Annotated in this window: 15 protein-coding genes; 5 read left to right on the top strand and 10 right to left on the bottom strand. The window is 66.5% G+C overall.

The annotated features are described in order from the left end of the window. Nucleotides 1-3: 3 nt before the first annotated feature. Entirely contained in the window at nt 4-483 is a 480-nt protein-coding gene (locus tag ACIBH2_RS09360) for an AMP-binding protein (protein ID WP_397115178.1), read from the bottom strand. Nucleotides 484-613: 130 nt separating this feature from the next. Beyond that, nucleotides 614-1,489, bottom strand: coding sequence for a helix-turn-helix domain-containing protein (locus tag ACIBH2_RS09355; protein ID WP_397115176.1), 876 nt, complete (start codon nt 1,487-1,489; stop codon nt 614-616). A gap of 263 nt (nt 1,490-1,752) precedes the next feature. Here ACIBH2_RS09355 and ACIBH2_RS09350 point away from each other — a divergent pair, with 263 nt between their 5' ends. Next, nucleotides 1,753-2,109 (top strand): DUF4254 domain-containing protein, encoded by a 357-nt coding sequence (locus ACIBH2_RS09350; protein ID WP_397116926.1) that lies wholly within the window; start codon nt 1,753-1,755, stop codon nt 2,107-2,109. A 338-nt stretch (nt 2,110-2,447) separates the two neighbouring features. After that, entirely contained in the window at nt 2,448-2,759 is a 312-nt protein-coding gene (locus ACIBH2_RS09345) for a hypothetical protein (protein WP_397115174.1), read from the top strand. 30 nt (nt 2,760-2,789) lie between these two features. On the opposite strand, the gene ACIBH2_RS09340 is transcribed toward ACIBH2_RS09345, so the two are convergent. From ACIBH2_RS09340 to ACIBH2_RS09315, 6 genes are all read right to left on the bottom strand, one after another. Next, the gene (locus ACIBH2_RS09340; protein ID WP_397115172.1) at nt 2,790-3,587 is read right to left on the bottom strand and encodes an ABC transporter permease; all 798 of its coding nucleotides are present in this window, start codon (nt 3,585-3,587) and stop codon (nt 2,790-2,792) included. Between the two features lie 3 nt (nt 3,588-3,590). Then, complete coding sequence (locus ACIBH2_RS09335; RefSeq protein ID WP_397115170.1) at nt 3,591-4,478, bottom strand: 2-aminoethylphosphonate ABC transporter permease subunit; 888 nt, start codon at nt 4,476-4,478, stop codon at nt 3,591-3,593. Next, the gene (locus ACIBH2_RS09330; protein ID WP_397115168.1) at nt 4,475-5,659 is read right to left on the bottom strand and encodes an ABC transporter ATP-binding protein; all 1,185 of its coding nucleotides are present in this window, start codon (nt 5,657-5,659) and stop codon (nt 4,475-4,477) included. Before ACIBH2_RS09330 ends, ACIBH2_RS09335 begins: the two co-directional genes overlap by 4 nt. Nucleotides 5,660-5,690: 31 nt before the next feature. Beyond that, nucleotides 5,691-6,758: a 2-aminoethylphosphonate ABC transporter substrate-binding protein gene (locus tag ACIBH2_RS09325; protein ID WP_397115166.1), complete on the bottom strand. Its 1,068-nt coding sequence runs from the start codon at nt 6,756-6,758 to the stop codon at nt 5,691-5,693. A 77-nt stretch (nt 6,759-6,835) separates the two neighbouring features. Continuing rightward, entirely contained in the window at nt 6,836-7,522 is a 687-nt protein-coding gene (locus ACIBH2_RS09320) for a phosphonatase-like hydrolase (protein ID WP_397115164.1), read from the bottom strand. 10 nt (nt 7,523-7,532) lie between these two features. Beyond that, nucleotides 7,533-8,648 (bottom strand): TIGR03364 family FAD-dependent oxidoreductase, encoded by a 1,116-nt coding sequence (locus ACIBH2_RS09315; protein ID WP_397115162.1) that lies wholly within the window; start codon nt 8,646-8,648, stop codon nt 7,533-7,535. Nucleotides 8,649-8,744: 96 nt separating this feature from the next. Between ACIBH2_RS09315 and ACIBH2_RS09310 the strand changes: the two genes are divergently transcribed. The 3 genes from ACIBH2_RS09310 to ACIBH2_RS09300 all read left to right on the top strand — a co-directional run bounded on the left by ACIBH2_RS09310 (nt 8,745) and on the right by ACIBH2_RS09300 (nt 12,804). Beyond that, a complete protein-coding gene (locus ACIBH2_RS09310) occupies nt 8,745-9,533 on the top strand; it encodes a GntR family transcriptional regulator (protein WP_397115160.1) in 789 nt (262 codons plus the stop codon). Between the two features lie 195 nt (nt 9,534-9,728). Further along, nucleotides 9,729-11,315 carry a DUF222 domain-containing protein gene (locus ACIBH2_RS09305; protein ID WP_397115158.1) on the top strand — a complete coding sequence of 529 codons (1,587 nt, stop codon included), beginning with the start codon at nt 9,729-9,731 and terminating at the stop codon, nt 11,313-11,315. Between the two features lie 991 nt (nt 11,316-12,306). Further along, complete coding sequence (locus ACIBH2_RS09300) at nt 12,307-12,804, top strand: hypothetical protein (RefSeq protein ID WP_397115156.1); 498 nt, start codon at nt 12,307-12,309, stop codon at nt 12,802-12,804. Here the strand turns inward: ACIBH2_RS09300 and ACIBH2_RS09295 are convergent, their stop codons facing one another. Together ACIBH2_RS09295 and ACIBH2_RS09290 are read right to left on the bottom strand one after the other, a co-directional pair. Then, nucleotides 12,805-13,812 (bottom strand): LLM class flavin-dependent oxidoreductase, encoded by a 1,008-nt coding sequence (locus ACIBH2_RS09295; protein WP_397115154.1) that lies wholly within the window; start codon nt 13,810-13,812, stop codon nt 12,805-12,807. Nucleotides 13,813-13,853: 41 nt separating this feature from the next. Continuing rightward, nucleotides 13,854-14,825, bottom strand: coding sequence for an NAD(P)H-binding protein (locus ACIBH2_RS09290; RefSeq protein ID WP_397115152.1), 972 nt, complete (start codon nt 14,823-14,825; stop codon nt 13,854-13,856). Between the last annotated feature and the right edge of the window lies 1 nt (nt 14,826).

Below are 14,826 nucleotides of genomic sequence, written 5' to 3'. Positions count from 1 at the left end.
CGGTCAGGACGCCTTCCTCGCCAGCTGGCGGTCGGCATCGGTGATCGGAGCGTCGGAGCCGGTCAGGTACTGCACCAGCGTGGCAAGCTCGTCCAGCACCAGCCAGCCGCTGGCGGTGCTGCCGGACAGCGCGGTCAGACGCTCCCGGCCTTCCTTCGTGGTGATCACGAAATCCGCTCGCGCGGTGGAGCTTTCGGTGCCCACGGCGATCAGTGCGGCACCGGTCTTGGTGACGGCCTCGCGGGCCACCATCGATTCGAGTCGCGGGGTCCCCACGATCGCGACGCGGGTGCCCGGGCGGGCCCCGAGACGCAGCAGCATGCGGGCCACGCGGTTGGACCAGCGGTCCAGTTCGGCGAAGCTCAGCTCGCAGTCGGCGGCGGCCACCGCGATGGCGGCGGGGTCGTGCGGGGCGGCAACCGGATCGGCCGCGCTCGGGCGGAGTGCGACGAGAGTTGCGGACGATTCGACCGGCTTGCACATGAGTATCATCCCCTCGGATGTGGTGATCTGTGGCGCTGTTCGGGATGTATTCAGAGTCGTCGCTCCGGGTTCATTCCGACAGCAACCTCAGTGCGGGGGATCACCGCTCCGAGGGTGGGGGAATCCGCACCTAAGGGGTATTGAGCTCGCGCATCTCCTCGATCGTCTTGTGGATCAGGTCCTCGGAGTGCTTCGGGCTCAGCGCCATGGCGCGCAGCTGATCGAACATCACCCCGTAGCGGCGCACCTCGGTGTGGCCCTCGATGATCTCGTCACTGGCGATGCCCTCCACGTACACCAGCTCCGGATCGGCGGGGTTCTGGAAATCCAGCAGCACGAAGGATCCGGCCATCCCCGGATGCGCGCCCGCGTCGAAGGGCAGCAGCTGCAGGATCACATTGCGCTTGTCGGTCTCGTCGAGCAGGCGTTGCAGCTGTTCGATCATCACGTTCGGGCCGCCGACCATGCGCCGGATCACGCACTCGTCCAACACCACCCAGAGTTCGAGGGGATCTTCTTTGGTGAGCACCTTGGCGCGCTCCACCCGGGCCTGGACGCGCTGGCCGCGCACCTCGTCGGAGATCTTGGGCATGGAGGTCTGCATGATGGCATCGGCGTAGGCCTCGGTCTGCAGCAGGCCCGGAATGTAGCTGGCCTGGAAGAACCGGGCCGAGAGCGCCTCGGCCTCGAAATTGATGTACGCGCCGTACACCTCGCCGACCGCGGCCTCGAAGGGGCGGGCCATACCGGGCTTGAGCGCATCGGTCAGCAATTGCAAGGCGTCTGAACGCTGTGGTTCGCCGATCTTGTAAAGATCCAGCATCGCCGTCAGCGTGCGGCGTTGCGGACGCGCCTGCGCGGTCTCGATGCGGTAGAGAGTGGTGACATTGATTCCGGTTTTGGTGCTGACCTCTTCTTTGCTGAGCCCGGAGTGTTCGCGCATCTCGTGGAGCATGGCCGCGAGCCTGCGCAAACGAACGGTCAACACGGTGCGCTTGCCTGCCATGACAACCCTTTCGCTTAGCGCACTAGTTAGAACGCAGTATTGCGTTCTTGCATTTGTAAGAGCATGATCCAGCTAGCCTAGTTCTAGTACGACCGATCCGATGAGCGGTTCAGCTGAATCCGGAGACCAATCATGTTGCTGCGATTAGTGATGTTGTCGGTAACGTTCGGGGAGCCTAGATGACCATGTCGATAGCGGGCGTGCTGCCGACGGCCCCGCAATTGCTCTGCGCCTTCCAGGGCAGGCGTTTCCAGGACCGAGTTCTGCTGCGCTCCGCGCACGCGCTCGCGGAACTGCACGAACGCCGTGCGCAAGTGGGCGATCCCCTGCTCGTGACCGAGATCGATTGTCGGCGCGGCGAACTCGTTGACGATATCAACGATTGGGTGGAACAGGAACTGCCACAGCACCGTAACGGGGCCGCCCTGCACACCGAGAGCCTCGGCGCGGTGGTGGACCGTATGGCCCGGAGCTGGGTCGAAGCGAACCAGGTCATCGACCACGAGGGCGCTGCCAGCGACAATACCCATAAACACTGGTATCACCTCGCCGAACTCGTTGACGGTTACACTGATCTCGTATTCGACGTGGCCGGTGGCCGTCGCCGTTTACCCCAATGACTCCGAATGCATTGACACAATTGATGCATTGCCGCCGAGCCATTGTGTCGCCTGCGGTGACGTCAACCGAGTCGCGCTATCCGACCAGTAGCTCACTCGAACCGTAGACGTCGCCCGCCATAAGACGGCGGGCGCAACGGGGCGCCCCGCCCGGCGTGCCGCGTGGTCGACTGGCGCGGCACGCCCGTCCTGAAGATCGCATTTCTTTTCCTAAAAATACGCACCATTCAGTTTGTTACGAAGCGCAATTCGCTACACACGAATGGAGTTCGCCAGTGCGCGCGGATGAATCGGCCGCCCAACAAATCTACGCAGAAGCGGCAGATGGGACATTCCGCATGGATGTCATCGCCGCCCGCAAGTGCGCCGCAAACTTCCTGCGCTTCGCCCACGCGATCGACACCCAGCTCCCCGCCACGAGCGACCTCCAATCCCTCACCGGCTTCGGCGGTTTCGAATCGGCGCACCAATTGCGCCGGGGATTCGAGGGGAAGGCCGCCGAAGCCACCGAGATCCTCACCGGCCTGCGCACCTCCGCGGTACGCATAGCGCAGGCCTTCCTGCTGTCCGGCGGGTTGATCGAAGAGGCCGACACTCTCACGGCCAAGTCACTCCAGGCCGCCTTGGCCGACCTCGAGACTCCGCGCTGAACGGAGTTCGCCGCAGTTCGTGCCGCACTGTCAGCGCAGTGCGGCCTTGCCGCGTACGCGGCCGAGAACGACCAGGGCGATGAGGGTGACCAGGACGAGCAGAGTGGTGCTGGCGGCGGCGTCGAAGACCTCGCCGCGGTCGGTCGCGGCGAAGATGGTGACCGGCAGGGTTTTCCAGGTGGCGGGGTAGACCATGATGGTCGCGCCGAGTTCGCCCATGGACAGGGCGATGGAGAGTCCGGCGGCTGCTCCGAGGGCGGGCAACAGCAGGGGGAGGGTGATGCGGGTGAGGACTCGGATCGGGCCCGCGCCCAGGGATTCGGCGGCTTGGCGGTAGCCGGGGTCGAGGCGGTCCAGGGCGGCGGAGACGCCGCTGAAGGCATAGGCCAGCACCAGGACCGTATGGGCCAGGATCACAATCCATTTGGTGCCGCCGAGCAGCAGGGGGCGCTCGTTGAAGGCGATGAGGACGCCGAGTCCGATGGCGACCGAGGGGACCGCGACGGGGACGTGGAAAACGGCATCGGTGCAGCGGCGCAGCCATTCGGGGGCTTCCCGGGCGGCGAGGGCGGCCCAGGTGCCCAGGACGAGGGCGACGGCACCGGCGAGCAGAGCGGTTTGCAGGCTGACCGAGAGGCTGGCGGCCTGTTCGCCCGAGAGTGCCTGATCGAAATTGGCGAAGCCGAGGTTCGAGGGGAGCGGGCCGGTCCACTGTCCGGCCAGGGCCGCGGCGACCACGGTGGCGATGGGGGCCACGAAGACCACGGTGACGATGACGGCGAAGACCGCCAGCACGGCGGCGCGGCCGCGACGGGTCCAAACCAGCATGGGTCAGCGCTCCTGTCGAGATCCGGTGAGGCGGGCGAAGATCAGGCGGTAGCCGAGGTAGAGGGTCAGCGACAGCAGCACCTGGATGGAGGCGAGCACCGCCGCGCCGGGCAGATCGAAGGTCACGATGCCGCGGGTGTAGATGAGCGCGGGCAGGGTGATGACGCCCTTGGCTCCGGTGAAGAGCACGATGCCGAATTCGTTGAGGGTCAACAGCAGTACCAGGCTGCCGCCGGCGGCGAGAGCGGGCCACGCCTCGGGCAGGACCACCTGGCGCAGCACGCGCCACGGGGACGCGCCGAGGCTGGAGGCCACGTCGAGTTGTTCGCGGGGGAGCTGCGCGAACGCCGCCAGCAGCGGGCGCACGACGAACGGGGTGAAGAAGGTGATCTCGGCGAGGATGACGCCCCACGGGGTGGTCAGGAAGTCCAGTGCGGGTTCCGTGCGACCGGTGATCTCGCCGATGAGCGCGTTGACCGCGCCCGCCGCGCCGTAGAGGAACGTGAAGGCCAGGGTGATCAGGAACGACGGCAGCGTGAGGATGGTGTCGATGAGCCGCCCCACCAGACCCGACCCGCGAAACGGGACGAAGGCGAGCACGATCGCGAGGAAGGTGCCCAGCACCAGACAGCCCAGCGTCGAACCGACCGCGATGGTGATGGTGCGCCACAACGCGTTTCGGAAGGACTCCGAGCCCAGTACCGACGTCCAGGTCTCGGTGCCGCGGCCCTGCGGAGTCTCGGTGGACTCCCACAGCACCCGCGCGATCGGGTAGACGGCGATGGCGAGCACCACCAGCACCGGCGGCAGCGTCCACAGCACGGGCTTCCAGGAGCGGCCGGGCTCGACCGGTGTCGAGGGGGTGGCGGGGGATTCGAGCAGTGCGGTCACGCCCGCACCTCGGATTCGCCTGCGGCGGCGTCGGTTCCGATCCCCGGCGGAATGAGCACACCGGCGGGGTCGGGGAAGCGCACGCCGACGAAGGAGCCGACCTCCAGCTCGGTGTGTCCGAGCACATCGGCGGTGAGTTCGCCCGGAATTCCGGCCACCTCGAGGTGCAGGCGGGTGGAGGCGCCCTTCCACACGGCGGCGGTGACGGTGCCGCGCAGGGCATCGCGCTCGGTGAGCGCGCAGATGCCGATGGTGTGCGGCCGAACGCACAGCCGCGCTTCGGCATTCGGCACCCAGTCCGGCCGCCCGACGCCCGGTGCGGGCGCTTCGGCGCGCAGGGTGTGTTCACCGACGGTGACCAGCGCGGCGGTACCCGACACGTGATTCACCGTGCAGGGCAGCAGATTCGCACCGCCGAGGAACGAGGCGGTGAAATCGGTGGACGGTGTCTGCCACAGCTTGCGGGCGGTATCGATGTCGACGAGGCGGGCATCGCGCATGACCGCGATCCGGTCGGCGAGCGCGAGCGCTTCGGCTTGGTCGTGGGTGACGTACAGCATGGCGGTGTCCGGCAACGCTTTTCGCAGTTGCTGGAGTTCGCCGAGCATGGACTGTCGCAGCTGGGCGTCGAGGGCGGCGAGCGGTTCGTCGAGCAGCAGGACCTTGGGCCGGATGGCGAGGGCCCGCGCGATGGCGACGCGCTGCTGCTGCCCACCCGACAGCTCACGCGGCAGCCGCTTGGCGTAAGCCCCCATGCCCACCATGTCCAGGGCTTCGGTGACGCGCGCGTCGATCTCGTTGCGCGGCACCCGATGTGACTTCAAACCGAACGCCACATTGTCGTGCACCCGCATATGCGGGAACAGCGCATAGGACTGCACCACCACCCCGATGCCGCGCTTGGCGGGGGAGAGGTGGGTGACATCGCGGCCCGACAAGCGCACCGAACCCATGCTCGGCCGGACGAATCCGGCCAGGGCCTTGAGCGCGGTGGACTTGCCGGAACCGCTGGGTCCGAGCAGCGCGACCGTTTCCCCCGCGGCGACGCGCAGGTTGAAATCGGCAAGGGCCACAGTGGTTTTGCGGCCGCGCCCATAGGTGACACCGACTCGGTCGAAGACTATGGCCGGTTCGGCGTCGGTGGTGTTCGCCGCCGTTGCTGTGGTCAACGCGTGGGTCATGATTGCGCTCCTCGGAGATGGGGCGGACGGGCTACTGGCCGGTGGCCTTCTGGTACGCCGCGAGATCGGCGTCGAGCTCGGCGAGCACGGTGTTCCAATCCGGGTTGACGATCTCGACGCCGGTGAGCAGCGTCGCCGGGCTCGGTCCGGTGCCGGTGGTGGTGAGCGAGCGCAGTTCCTGGCGGGCCGGAACCGCCATGGCGTCGGGCAGCGTCTTCTGCACGTCGGCGGAGAGCAGGAACTCCATGAGCTTCTTGCCCGCCTCCGAATTCGGCGCGCCCTTGGCCAGGCCCATCAGGTACGGCAGCGCGATGGTGCTGCGCTTGCCGTCGGCCGAGGCCGGGAAGAAGAGGCTGAACTTGGAGCCCTTCTCCTTGATATTGGCCAGGTTCATCTGGATATCGCCATTGGCGATGAGGATCTCGCCCTTGTCGACCTTGGCTTGGAGCTTGCCGGTGGACGAGGACGGGCCGACATTGTTGGCTTGGAGCTTGGTCAGGTAGTCCAGCGCGCCCTGCTTGCCGAGCAGCTGCTGCAGCAGGATGAGCACGGCGGTGCCGTCACCGGCCTGACCGGGGGTGGAGTACTGGATCTTGCCCTTGTACTCCGGCTTCAGCAGATCGTCCCAGGTGATCTTGGAGGAATCGACCGAGGGATTGGCGATGAAGGACAGGTAGTTGCCCGCCAGCATGACGAACTTGCCGCCCGCGTCCTTGTCGGTGGCCGGAACGGCGCTGGTGTCCACGCCGCTGGTATCCAGCAGCCCCGCCTTGTCGGCCTTCTGCATGAAGGGCGGCAGCGTGACGATCACATCGGCCTGCGGGTTGGACTGTTCCTTGTCCACGCGGTTGACGACCTCGCCGGAACCGGCCTCCACGAGGTTGACCGAAATACCGGTCTGCTGCTTGAAGTTCTCGAACTGGGTCTTGTACCAGTCGCCGACACCGTCGGCGGAGTAGACGGTCACCGTCTTGCCGTCGCCGGATTCGGTGCCCGTGCCGCCGCAGGCGGTGAGGCTGAGGGCGACGGCGGTCGCGGAGGTGAGGATCAGCGCCGTACGGGCGATGGTGCGTGCGAGGCGGTTGTTCGAATTACGCACGGTGACTGCAACTTTCGGTTCGTTGGAGCGAGAATCGAAGGGGCGGGGAAGCCGTCGCCGGATGCGGCGACGGGGTCTCAGGCGCGCTCGTCCAGGAGGATTCGCGCGAACTCGGCGACATCGGCCACGACGTGGGTGGCTCCGGCGGCACGCAGCTGCTCTTCGTCGTGCGCCCCCGTGAGGGTGCCCGCGACGATCCGCGCTCCGGCGGCCAGGCCGGTCGCGATATCGCTGGCCGTATCACCCAGCACCGCAACCCGATCCACGGCGTCGATGCCCAAGCGGAGCAGCGCGGTGAGCACCATGTCCGGGTAAGGGCGGCCGCGACCGGCGTCGGACGGGGCGAGCGTGAGATCGGCGAGCTCTTGCCAACCGAGAGCGGCCAGCAGCTTGTCCTGGGTGCCACGGCTGAACCCGGTGGTGAGCGCCACCTTGATCCCGGCCTCGCGCAGTCGCGTAACCGCCTCCGCCGCACCGGGAATCGGAGCCGCGGCGGTGGCGGCGAACTCGTCGTAGGCGGCCTCGAAGGCGCGATTGGCGGCCTGGGCACTGTCCTCGTCGCCGAGCAGGGCGCGGAAGACGACGATCTTGGACTGCCCCATGGTGTCGAGGACGTACTGCCGGGCGGCGTCGCGCTCGAGCCCCTCGGTGGGGATTCCGGCGGCGGTCGCGGCCTCCTCGAAGGCGCGCAACACCAGGCCGCCGTCGGCGACGGTGGTGCCCGCCATATCGAGTACCGCGAGGTCGATCTGCTTGTCGGACATGGTTTTTCCTTTACAGATTGAGCAGGTCGGCGGTTTCCTCGCCGAGGGCAGGGCCGAGGGTCATACCGCGTCCACCCGGCCCGGTGACGACCCAGGTCCGTTCGTCGGCCTGCGCGCGGGTCACGATGGTGCCCGGATCGATGGACTGGCTGTAGACGCCCGCCCAGCGCCGCACCACCGGCGGCAGCTCGCGGCCGAGCAGCTCCTCGACGACGCCGGTGAGGTATTCGTACGGGGCCTCGTCCACATCGAAGTTGAACGGCTCCTCGTATTCGTGCGTGTCGCCGATGGTGAGGCCGCCGTGCAGGCGCTGGACACACAGCATCTGCATCTTGTGCTGCGCCGCGACGAAGGACTGCGCCTCTTCGGCATTGAGCCGGTCGAGCTCCGGGCCCTGGAAGCCCGGGTAGTAGCGGAAGCTGTCGCCGTCCGCGATGGCGGTGGTGAGGTTCTCGCCGAGCGGCGCGGTCTGCATCATTTGCAGGCGCACGCGGCGAACGGGCATGTCGCCCACCAGTTCTCGGGTGAGGCCGGTATGCGCCGCACCCGGGCAGACAAGGACGAGATCGCCCGTGTGCGCACGGCCCCGGTCGTCGGTCACGGTGCCGTTGGAGATGGTGCGGGCTTCGGTACCGGCGAAGAACTGGTAGCGACCGGTGGACTCCATGTACCGGCGCAGCGCGGGCAGCGCCTGCCGTGACTCGACGGCCGCATCCTGCGAACAATGCAGTCCCGCAAGGAATGTGCCACGAAGCGCCGGATTGAGCGCACGAACCTTGTCGGCCTCGAGCAGTTCGAACCCCCGCTCGGCCGCGGATGCGTTGCCCGCGGCGGCCTCGGCCACCTTCAACTCCGCCTCGGTACGCACCAGGGTGAGCGACCCCGCCGGTCGGAACCCGACCCCCGGCACCTTCCCACCGATCTCCTCCCACAGCCGCCGCGACCGCAGCGTGATCTCCAGTTCGTTCGCACTGCGCCCCGACACCCACACCAGCCCGAAGTTCCGCACGGTCGCCCCGCGCGCCTCCACCTCACGCTCCAGGTGAATCACTTCGTGTCCGCGCCCGACCGCTGCCAGCGCGTGGGCGGTCCCGAGGATTCCACCGCCGATAATCACCAATCGCATGCCGCCATCGTGACCAATGGTCTAGACCTATGGGTGTTTCGCACGCAAACGTCAGGTTAACAATTGGTATAGACCAATCTTGTGTACGCTGGGCGCATGGAGACGACCGACGCGGCGGGGGTGGGCGCGCGCAAGGACCGGGCGCACGGCTACGGTGAAAGTCAAGTTGTGCCAACGGTTTCGGGCGGTGAGCGACTGCCCAAGGCATACCGGGTTCGAACCGAGCTCGATTCGATTCTCGGGGAACTCAGCGAAGGGGACCCCGTCCCCTCGGAACGCGAGCTGGCGCTGCGGTTCGGAGTGGCCCGCGAAACCGTGCGCCAGGCACTACGGGATCTCTTGGTAGAGGGGCGAATCAGACGCAAAGGACGCGGCACCGTCGTCTCACACCCGAAAATGGTGCAGCCGCTATCGCTGCGCTCCTACACCGAAGGCGCGATCAGATTCGGCCGGACGCCCGGACGTCTCCTGGTCGACTGGTCCGACACGCCCGCCGACGAGAACACCGCGCGGGATCTCGGTGTGGCGGTCGGAACCCCTGTCATGCACCTGGAACGAATCCTCCTGGCAGACGGTGAACGCATCGGCCTGGAAAGCACCTTCCTCCCTCTGGAACGCTTCGCCGACCTCCGCGAAACCTACGATCCCGCAACATCGTTGTACGCCGCGGTCCGCGCCACCGGAGTGGTCTACACCGCCGCGACCGAACGCATCGAAACGGTCCTCGCGTCTCCGCGCGAGGCTCATCTCCTCGAATGCACCACCGCTCTACCGATGTTGCTGCTTCACCGGCGGAGTGTTGATGCGGAGGGAATGCCGATCGAGCGGGTTCGGGCGCTCTATCGAGGTGACCGGATTGCCTTCGAGGCCGCGTTGCGTGAGTAAAAGATTAAAAGCATGAAGTGTGGTTGCGTCGCCTGCCTTTCCTGACTTTAGCTGACGCGACTTGGGAGCCGTTGGCCTGCGATTCCAGCCTGCGGACTGCACTAATGCTGTTTTAGAGATTAGAAGAATTTGAAGATGCTGAGATCAGATATTTTTCCTGCACTGGGACAATGCATTTCGCGATAGAATTACCGCATGACTTCGGGTGGGGAAATCAACGAGAACGGCGTGGTCGCCACACTGGCGAACCTCGACGTCCTTCTCGATTCTCTGCTCGACAATTCATGCACCACTTTGTCCGATGACGAGTTCATCGACCACATGCGCGAATTCGAAGCGTTCGCACGCAAAGTCGCCGTCGTGCAACACCGCTTCGCGCAAGCGGTCGCCGACCGCGGGTTGGCGCAGCGGTACGGGTTCAGCCCCACCGCCGGAGTGCGCAGCTTCCTCGTGGAGACCCTCAACCTGTCGAAGGGGGACGCGGCCGCGCGGGCGAACGCCGCCGAACACCTCGACGATCGCCGGTTCAGCCCGAACGGGTACCTGCCACCGGCATTGCCGTTGACCGCGGCCGCGCAAGCCGCGGGCGAGGTGTCGGCCGACCATGTGCGCGTGATCATCTCGGTGATGGACCGCATCCCCAGCAGCGTCGAGCAGCAGTCGCGGACCGAGGCCGAGGAGCGGCTGGTCGAGTCCGCGCGGGTGTGCACACCCGACGGATTGAAGAAGGTCGGCGCGCGCATTCTCGCCTTCCTCGACCCCGACGGGAAACTGACCTCCGACCGGGATCGCGCGCGGATGCGCTCGCTCGTGCGCAGCACCCAACGCGTCGACGGCATGATCGAATTCAAGGGCCTGTTCAACCCGGAGGCCACGGCGTTTCTCGACACCATGTTGGCGAAGTGGGCACGTCCAGGGATGTGCAATCCGGACGATCCCGAGAGCCCGATGGTCGCCGATCCCGACGGGGACGACCGCAGCCTCGTCGAGGCCGCCGCCGCGCGCGACACGCGGTCGCAGGCGCAGCGCAATCACGACGCGCTGCTCGCCTACCTCAAGCACGGCGGCCCACAGAAACTCGGCGACCATCGCGGCATCCCGGTCAGCGTCGTGTTGACCATGACCGTCGAGGATGTCGAGAAGGCATCCGGGTGCGCCACGACCGCCACCGGCGGCACCGTGCCGATGAAGACCGCCCTCGAAATGGCCGAAGGCAGCATCCCGACACTCATGGTCTTCGACCACACCCAGAACAAGCCCCTGCACCTCGCACCCGGCGTGCGACTGGCCAACAAATGGCAGCGCCTCGCCCGCATCGCCACCGATCGCGGCTGCACCCGCCCGGGCTGTGCGGCCCCGGCGACGATGTGCCAGATGCACCATGTCCTCGGCTTCGCCCAAGGCGGGTTGACCCACATCGAGAACCTGACTCTCGCCTGCGATCAGTGCCATAGCCGGATCTTCGGCACCACCTCAGGATGGGAAACCGAAGTCCTCGACGCGAATTCGGACCATCCGGGCAGAGTCGGCTGGCGAGCCCCCGCGCACGTGGACCCGGTCGGTCTACTCGAGGTGAATCATGTGCATCATCCCGACGAGGTCCTCTACCAGGCCGACGTCCGCATCGAGGCACGCCACCTCCGCGAAACCCGCGTCAACGCACGTGGTTCCACCGCGCCCGCCTCTCCAGGCATCGCCCAGGCCAGCGCACCCACCGCACCAGAACCACCACCGGGCACAACGCCGAGCAGCGAACCCGCCGCCTCCCAACCCCCGTGGTGAGCGTCCCCAAAGAGGGACAACCCCGCACCAGACCCCGGGAATCGCCGTGGGGTAATCCCATCACCCCCAGCCCCCGTGGGTTAGGTCGGAAGGCGACCCGCTGCGGCCGAACCCCCGGGACGACCCATCGCCCCCGGGGTCCCGGGCATTGTGTCGGACAACCAATCCCACTGCCCCGACCCCCGGAAGTTGTGCCGGGACTGATCCCATCACGCCCAATACTCAGGTGTTGTGCGGAAGGTAATTCCACCGCGTCCGAGTCTCGAACTGTTGCTTGGGGGCCTAACCGGCACTGGATTGCCGTCCGGGACAACACACGGAGGTTCAGGCGCTGGGCCCCGGGTGTTGTGTCGGTAGGCGGCCCGTCGCGCCTGAGCTCTCGGGTGTTGTGCCGGGAGGTGACCCGTCGCGCCTGAGCTCTCGGGTGTTGTGCCGGAGGGCAACCCGCCGCGCCTGAGCCCCGGGAGTTGTACCGGGAGGCAAACCCTCCTCACTCGAGCCATCTTGGCGGCATGTCCCGGCGGAGAACCCGCCGCGCCTGAGCCCCGGAGTTGTACCGGGAGGCAAACCCTCCTCACTCGAGCCACCTTGGTGGCATATCCCGGCGGAGAACCCGCCGCGCCACAACTCCGGGTGTATCTGTCAGTGAATTGTCTCTAAAACAGCATTAGTGCAGTCCGCAGGCTGGAATCGCAGGCCGACGGCACCCAATGTCGCGTCAGCTAAAGTCAGGAAAGGCAGGCGACGCAACCGCGCTTAATGTCGTTCAAAGCAGATGTCGCCCAGGACATCTACCCGTTCCTGGCAGACGGACGCACACACTCCTACAATTCATCCACTTCAAGAAGCCAAACCCCTCAAGCAAGCGGATGCATCGAACCACCCCGGAACCCTCGCCGCTCGCATACCCTTCAATCGGCACTTCCGAGCAAAGGGGTAGGCCGTGTACCACGTAGTCCAAGCGCTCCCGACTGCGGCCGACCCGCCTCATGTGGAGCTGGCCATCATCGCGTCCATGTCCGTTCCCGTTGTGGGAGCGGTGCTTTCGTCACCAGGCCTGCGTGAGGTGCGGCAGATCGCCAGCGCCAACCTGCGGCGCACGCTGGTGGTGTCGCAGGTATTGGCGGGGTTGGCGGCGATTGCGTTCTTGGCCGCTGTGTTGCTCGGGGTGCTCGTCGCGGACGCTCATACCGAAGTGATCTTCATTGGGCTCGGGGCTGGGACTTTGGGGGTCGTGTCGTTGCTGGTGGGGCGTCGGACGGCGGGTGCGCAGCGGTTCGCGAATGATGTTGCGGCCGTGCGGGATGACGCTTCGGCCAGGTTCGCGTTGATCACGAATCTCGTGGACGGGATTCATGATCGCGCGACACAGGATCAGGTGCGGGCCGACGCCGCGAAACTGTTGATCAGATCGTTGGCAGGGGAGCGGGCGGAAGATCCGGGGCCGATGCCGAATCTTCCGGTGCCGCTGGAGAAGTCGGAGTCCTGATCAGCGGACCTGCGGGGCGACCTTCTCGCCGAGGAGTTCGATATTGCGGAGTACCTTCTCGTGCGGGAGGGTGCCGACGCTGGTGTGCAGCATGAAGCGGTCCAGGCCGAGGGTGTCGCGGATATCGGCGATCTTCTCGGCTACGTAGTCGGGGGTGCCGACGAACAGTGAACCGCTCTGGGAGCGTAGGGCGTCGAACTGCTGGCGCGTCATCGGGCCCCAGCCTCGTTCGCGGCCGATATTGCTCATGGCGGCGGCGTACGGGGCGTAGAAGTCGTTCACCGCTTGGGAATCGGTGTCGGCGATGTAGCCGTGCGCGTGGACGGCGACCGGCTGCTTGTCGTGGCCGCCTTCTTCGAGTGCGCGGTGGTAGAGGTCCACCAGCGGGCGGAAGCGGGCGGGCTGGCCGCCGATGATGGCGATGGCCAGGGGTAGGCCGAGAAGTCCTGCGCGAGCTACGGATTCGGGAGTGCCGCCGACCGCGATCCAGACGGGCAGTGGACGCTCGGTGCGGGGGTACACGACGGCATCGGTCAGGGGTGCGCGGAACTGGCCGGACCAGTTCGTCGGGCCTTCCTCGCGAATCTTCAGCAGCAGTGCGAGTTTCTCCTCGAACAGCGCGTCGTAATCGCTCAGGTCGTAACCGAACAGCGGGAACGATTCGATGAAGGACCCGCGTCCCGCCATCAACTCCGCCCGCCCATTGGAGATCAGGTCGAGCGTCGCGAACTCCTGGTACGTGCGTACCGGGTCCGCGGAGCTGAGCACCGTCACCGCGCTGGTCAGTTGAATGCGTTCGGTGCGCGCGGCAATCGCCGACAACACCATGGCGGGGGAGGATGCCGCGAAGTCCGCGCGGTGATGCTCGCCGACGCCGTACACGTCCAGCCCTGCCCGCTCGGTGGCGACGGCCTCCTCGACAACTTCGCGCAGCCGCTGTCCAGCACTCGGTGCGGGCTGGTCGCCGACCGCGATCATCTCGGCGAATGTGGTCAGGCCCAGTTCCATGGCTCGCGCCCCTTCTAGTAGTTCCCGTGTCAACCAAAAGGCTAAACGGACCGTGGTCCGGAAACATTCCCGGACTCGAACCCGTAAGCATTCAGGCTGCTCAGGAACTCGTCCGGGTCGACCAGCTCTTCGATGTGACGCACTCCTGCCGGGAAACGGTCGAGGCGTTCGACCAGCATGGCGGCGACCACGCCGGTGGCTCGGCTCTGACGGCGTCCGGTGAACCACGCGCCCGCCGTGCCCGACTCCGCTTTCAAGGCGAAGCGGTCGGATCCCACATGGATTCGACCGAGGGCGGCTGCGGCCGCGCGGCTTCGCATGACTTTGGCAAGGCCGGGCAGCCGTGCGGCCGCAAGGAGGGCTGTGAGCAGTCGGGAATCCATGGCGAGGCCGGTGCGGACCTGCGATGCGCCGAGGGTTCGAGGCAGCGTGTACTGATCCGAAAAGGGGAAGCGGTGCACGCTGCGGCGACCCGTGGGGAAGTCCATTGCCCACGAACCCGGCAGGCTGCCCAAGCCGTCGAGTGTCCAGCGGATAGCGGCTGGTCCGTGGGTTTCGCCGGAGCCGAGCACAGCGCCGATGCCGACCTCGTCGGCGGATGACCGTTCGAAGACGCTGCGTGCCAACAGGTTCGAGACGCCAGGAATCAGTCCGACGCTCAGAACTCCGACGGCGTTGTTGGCCACCGCCGACTCGTGCAGAGCCTCCAACGCGCAGATCACCGGGTACGAGGCGGTGACGTCCAGGTAGTGGATGCCACGTTCGAAGGATGCCCGAGCCACCTCGGCATTCTGAGATTCGGTGCACATGAGCACCGCGCTCGCATCCGCGAGCGCGGACCTCACCTGCTCTGGATCGGTGGTGTCCACCCGGACCATTTCGGCACCTGGAATCGCCTTCGCCCGATCCGGATTCCGCCCGGCGAGCACCACTTTCCGTCCCGATACCACCAGCTCGCGCGCCGCTTCACGCCCGACCGCGCCGTACCCACCGAAGATCACGATCTTCGCCATT

This window comes from Nocardia sp. NPDC050406 (assembly GCF_044459025.1).
Lineage (GTDB): Bacteria > Actinomycetota > Actinomycetes > Mycobacteriales > Mycobacteriaceae > Nocardia.
Note: the sequence above shows the minus strand (reverse complement) of the source record. Positions and strands in the feature narration are given on the sequence as shown.

Bases quoted from the DNA above. Each gene is read 5' to 3' on its own strand.
- ACIBH2_RS09360 (WP_397115178.1), bottom strand. From the start codon at position 483: ATGTGCAAGCCGGTCGAATCGTCCGCAACTCTCGTCGCACTCCGCCCG.
- ACIBH2_RS09355 (WP_397115176.1), bottom strand. From the start codon at position 1,489: ATGGCAGGCAAGCGCACCGTGTTGACCGTTCGTTTGCGCAGGCTCGCG.
- ACIBH2_RS09345 (WP_397115174.1), top strand. From the start codon at position 2,448: ATGGATGTCATCGCCGCCCGCAAGTGCGCCGCAAACTTCCTGCGCTTC.
- ACIBH2_RS09340 (WP_397115172.1), bottom strand. From the start codon at position 3,587: ATGCTGGTTTGGACCCGTCGCGGCCGCGCCGCCGTGCTGGCGGTCTTC.
- ACIBH2_RS09330 (WP_397115168.1), bottom strand. From the start codon at position 5,659: ATGACCCACGCGTTGACCACAGCAACGGCGGCGAACACCACCGACGCC.
- ACIBH2_RS09320 (WP_397115164.1), bottom strand. From the start codon at position 7,522: ATGTCCGACAAGCAGATCGACCTCGCGGTACTCGATATGGCGGGCACC.
- ACIBH2_RS09315 (WP_397115162.1), bottom strand. From the start codon at position 8,648: ATGCGATTGGTGATTATCGGCGGTGGAATCCTCGGGACCGCCCACGCG.
- ACIBH2_RS09310 (WP_397115160.1), top strand. From the start codon at position 8,745: ATGGAGACGACCGACGCGGCGGGGGTGGGCGCGCGCAAGGACCGGGCG.
- ACIBH2_RS09305 (WP_397115158.1), top strand. From the start codon at position 9,729: ATGACTTCGGGTGGGGAAATCAACGAGAACGGCGTGGTCGCCACACTG.
- ACIBH2_RS09295 (WP_397115154.1), bottom strand. From the start codon at position 13,812: ATGGAACTGGGCCTGACCACATTCGCCGAGATGATCGCGGTCGGCGAC.
- ACIBH2_RS09290 (WP_397115152.1), bottom strand. From the start codon at position 14,825: ATGGCGAAGATCGTGATCTTCGGTGGGTACGGCGCGGTCGGGCGTGAA.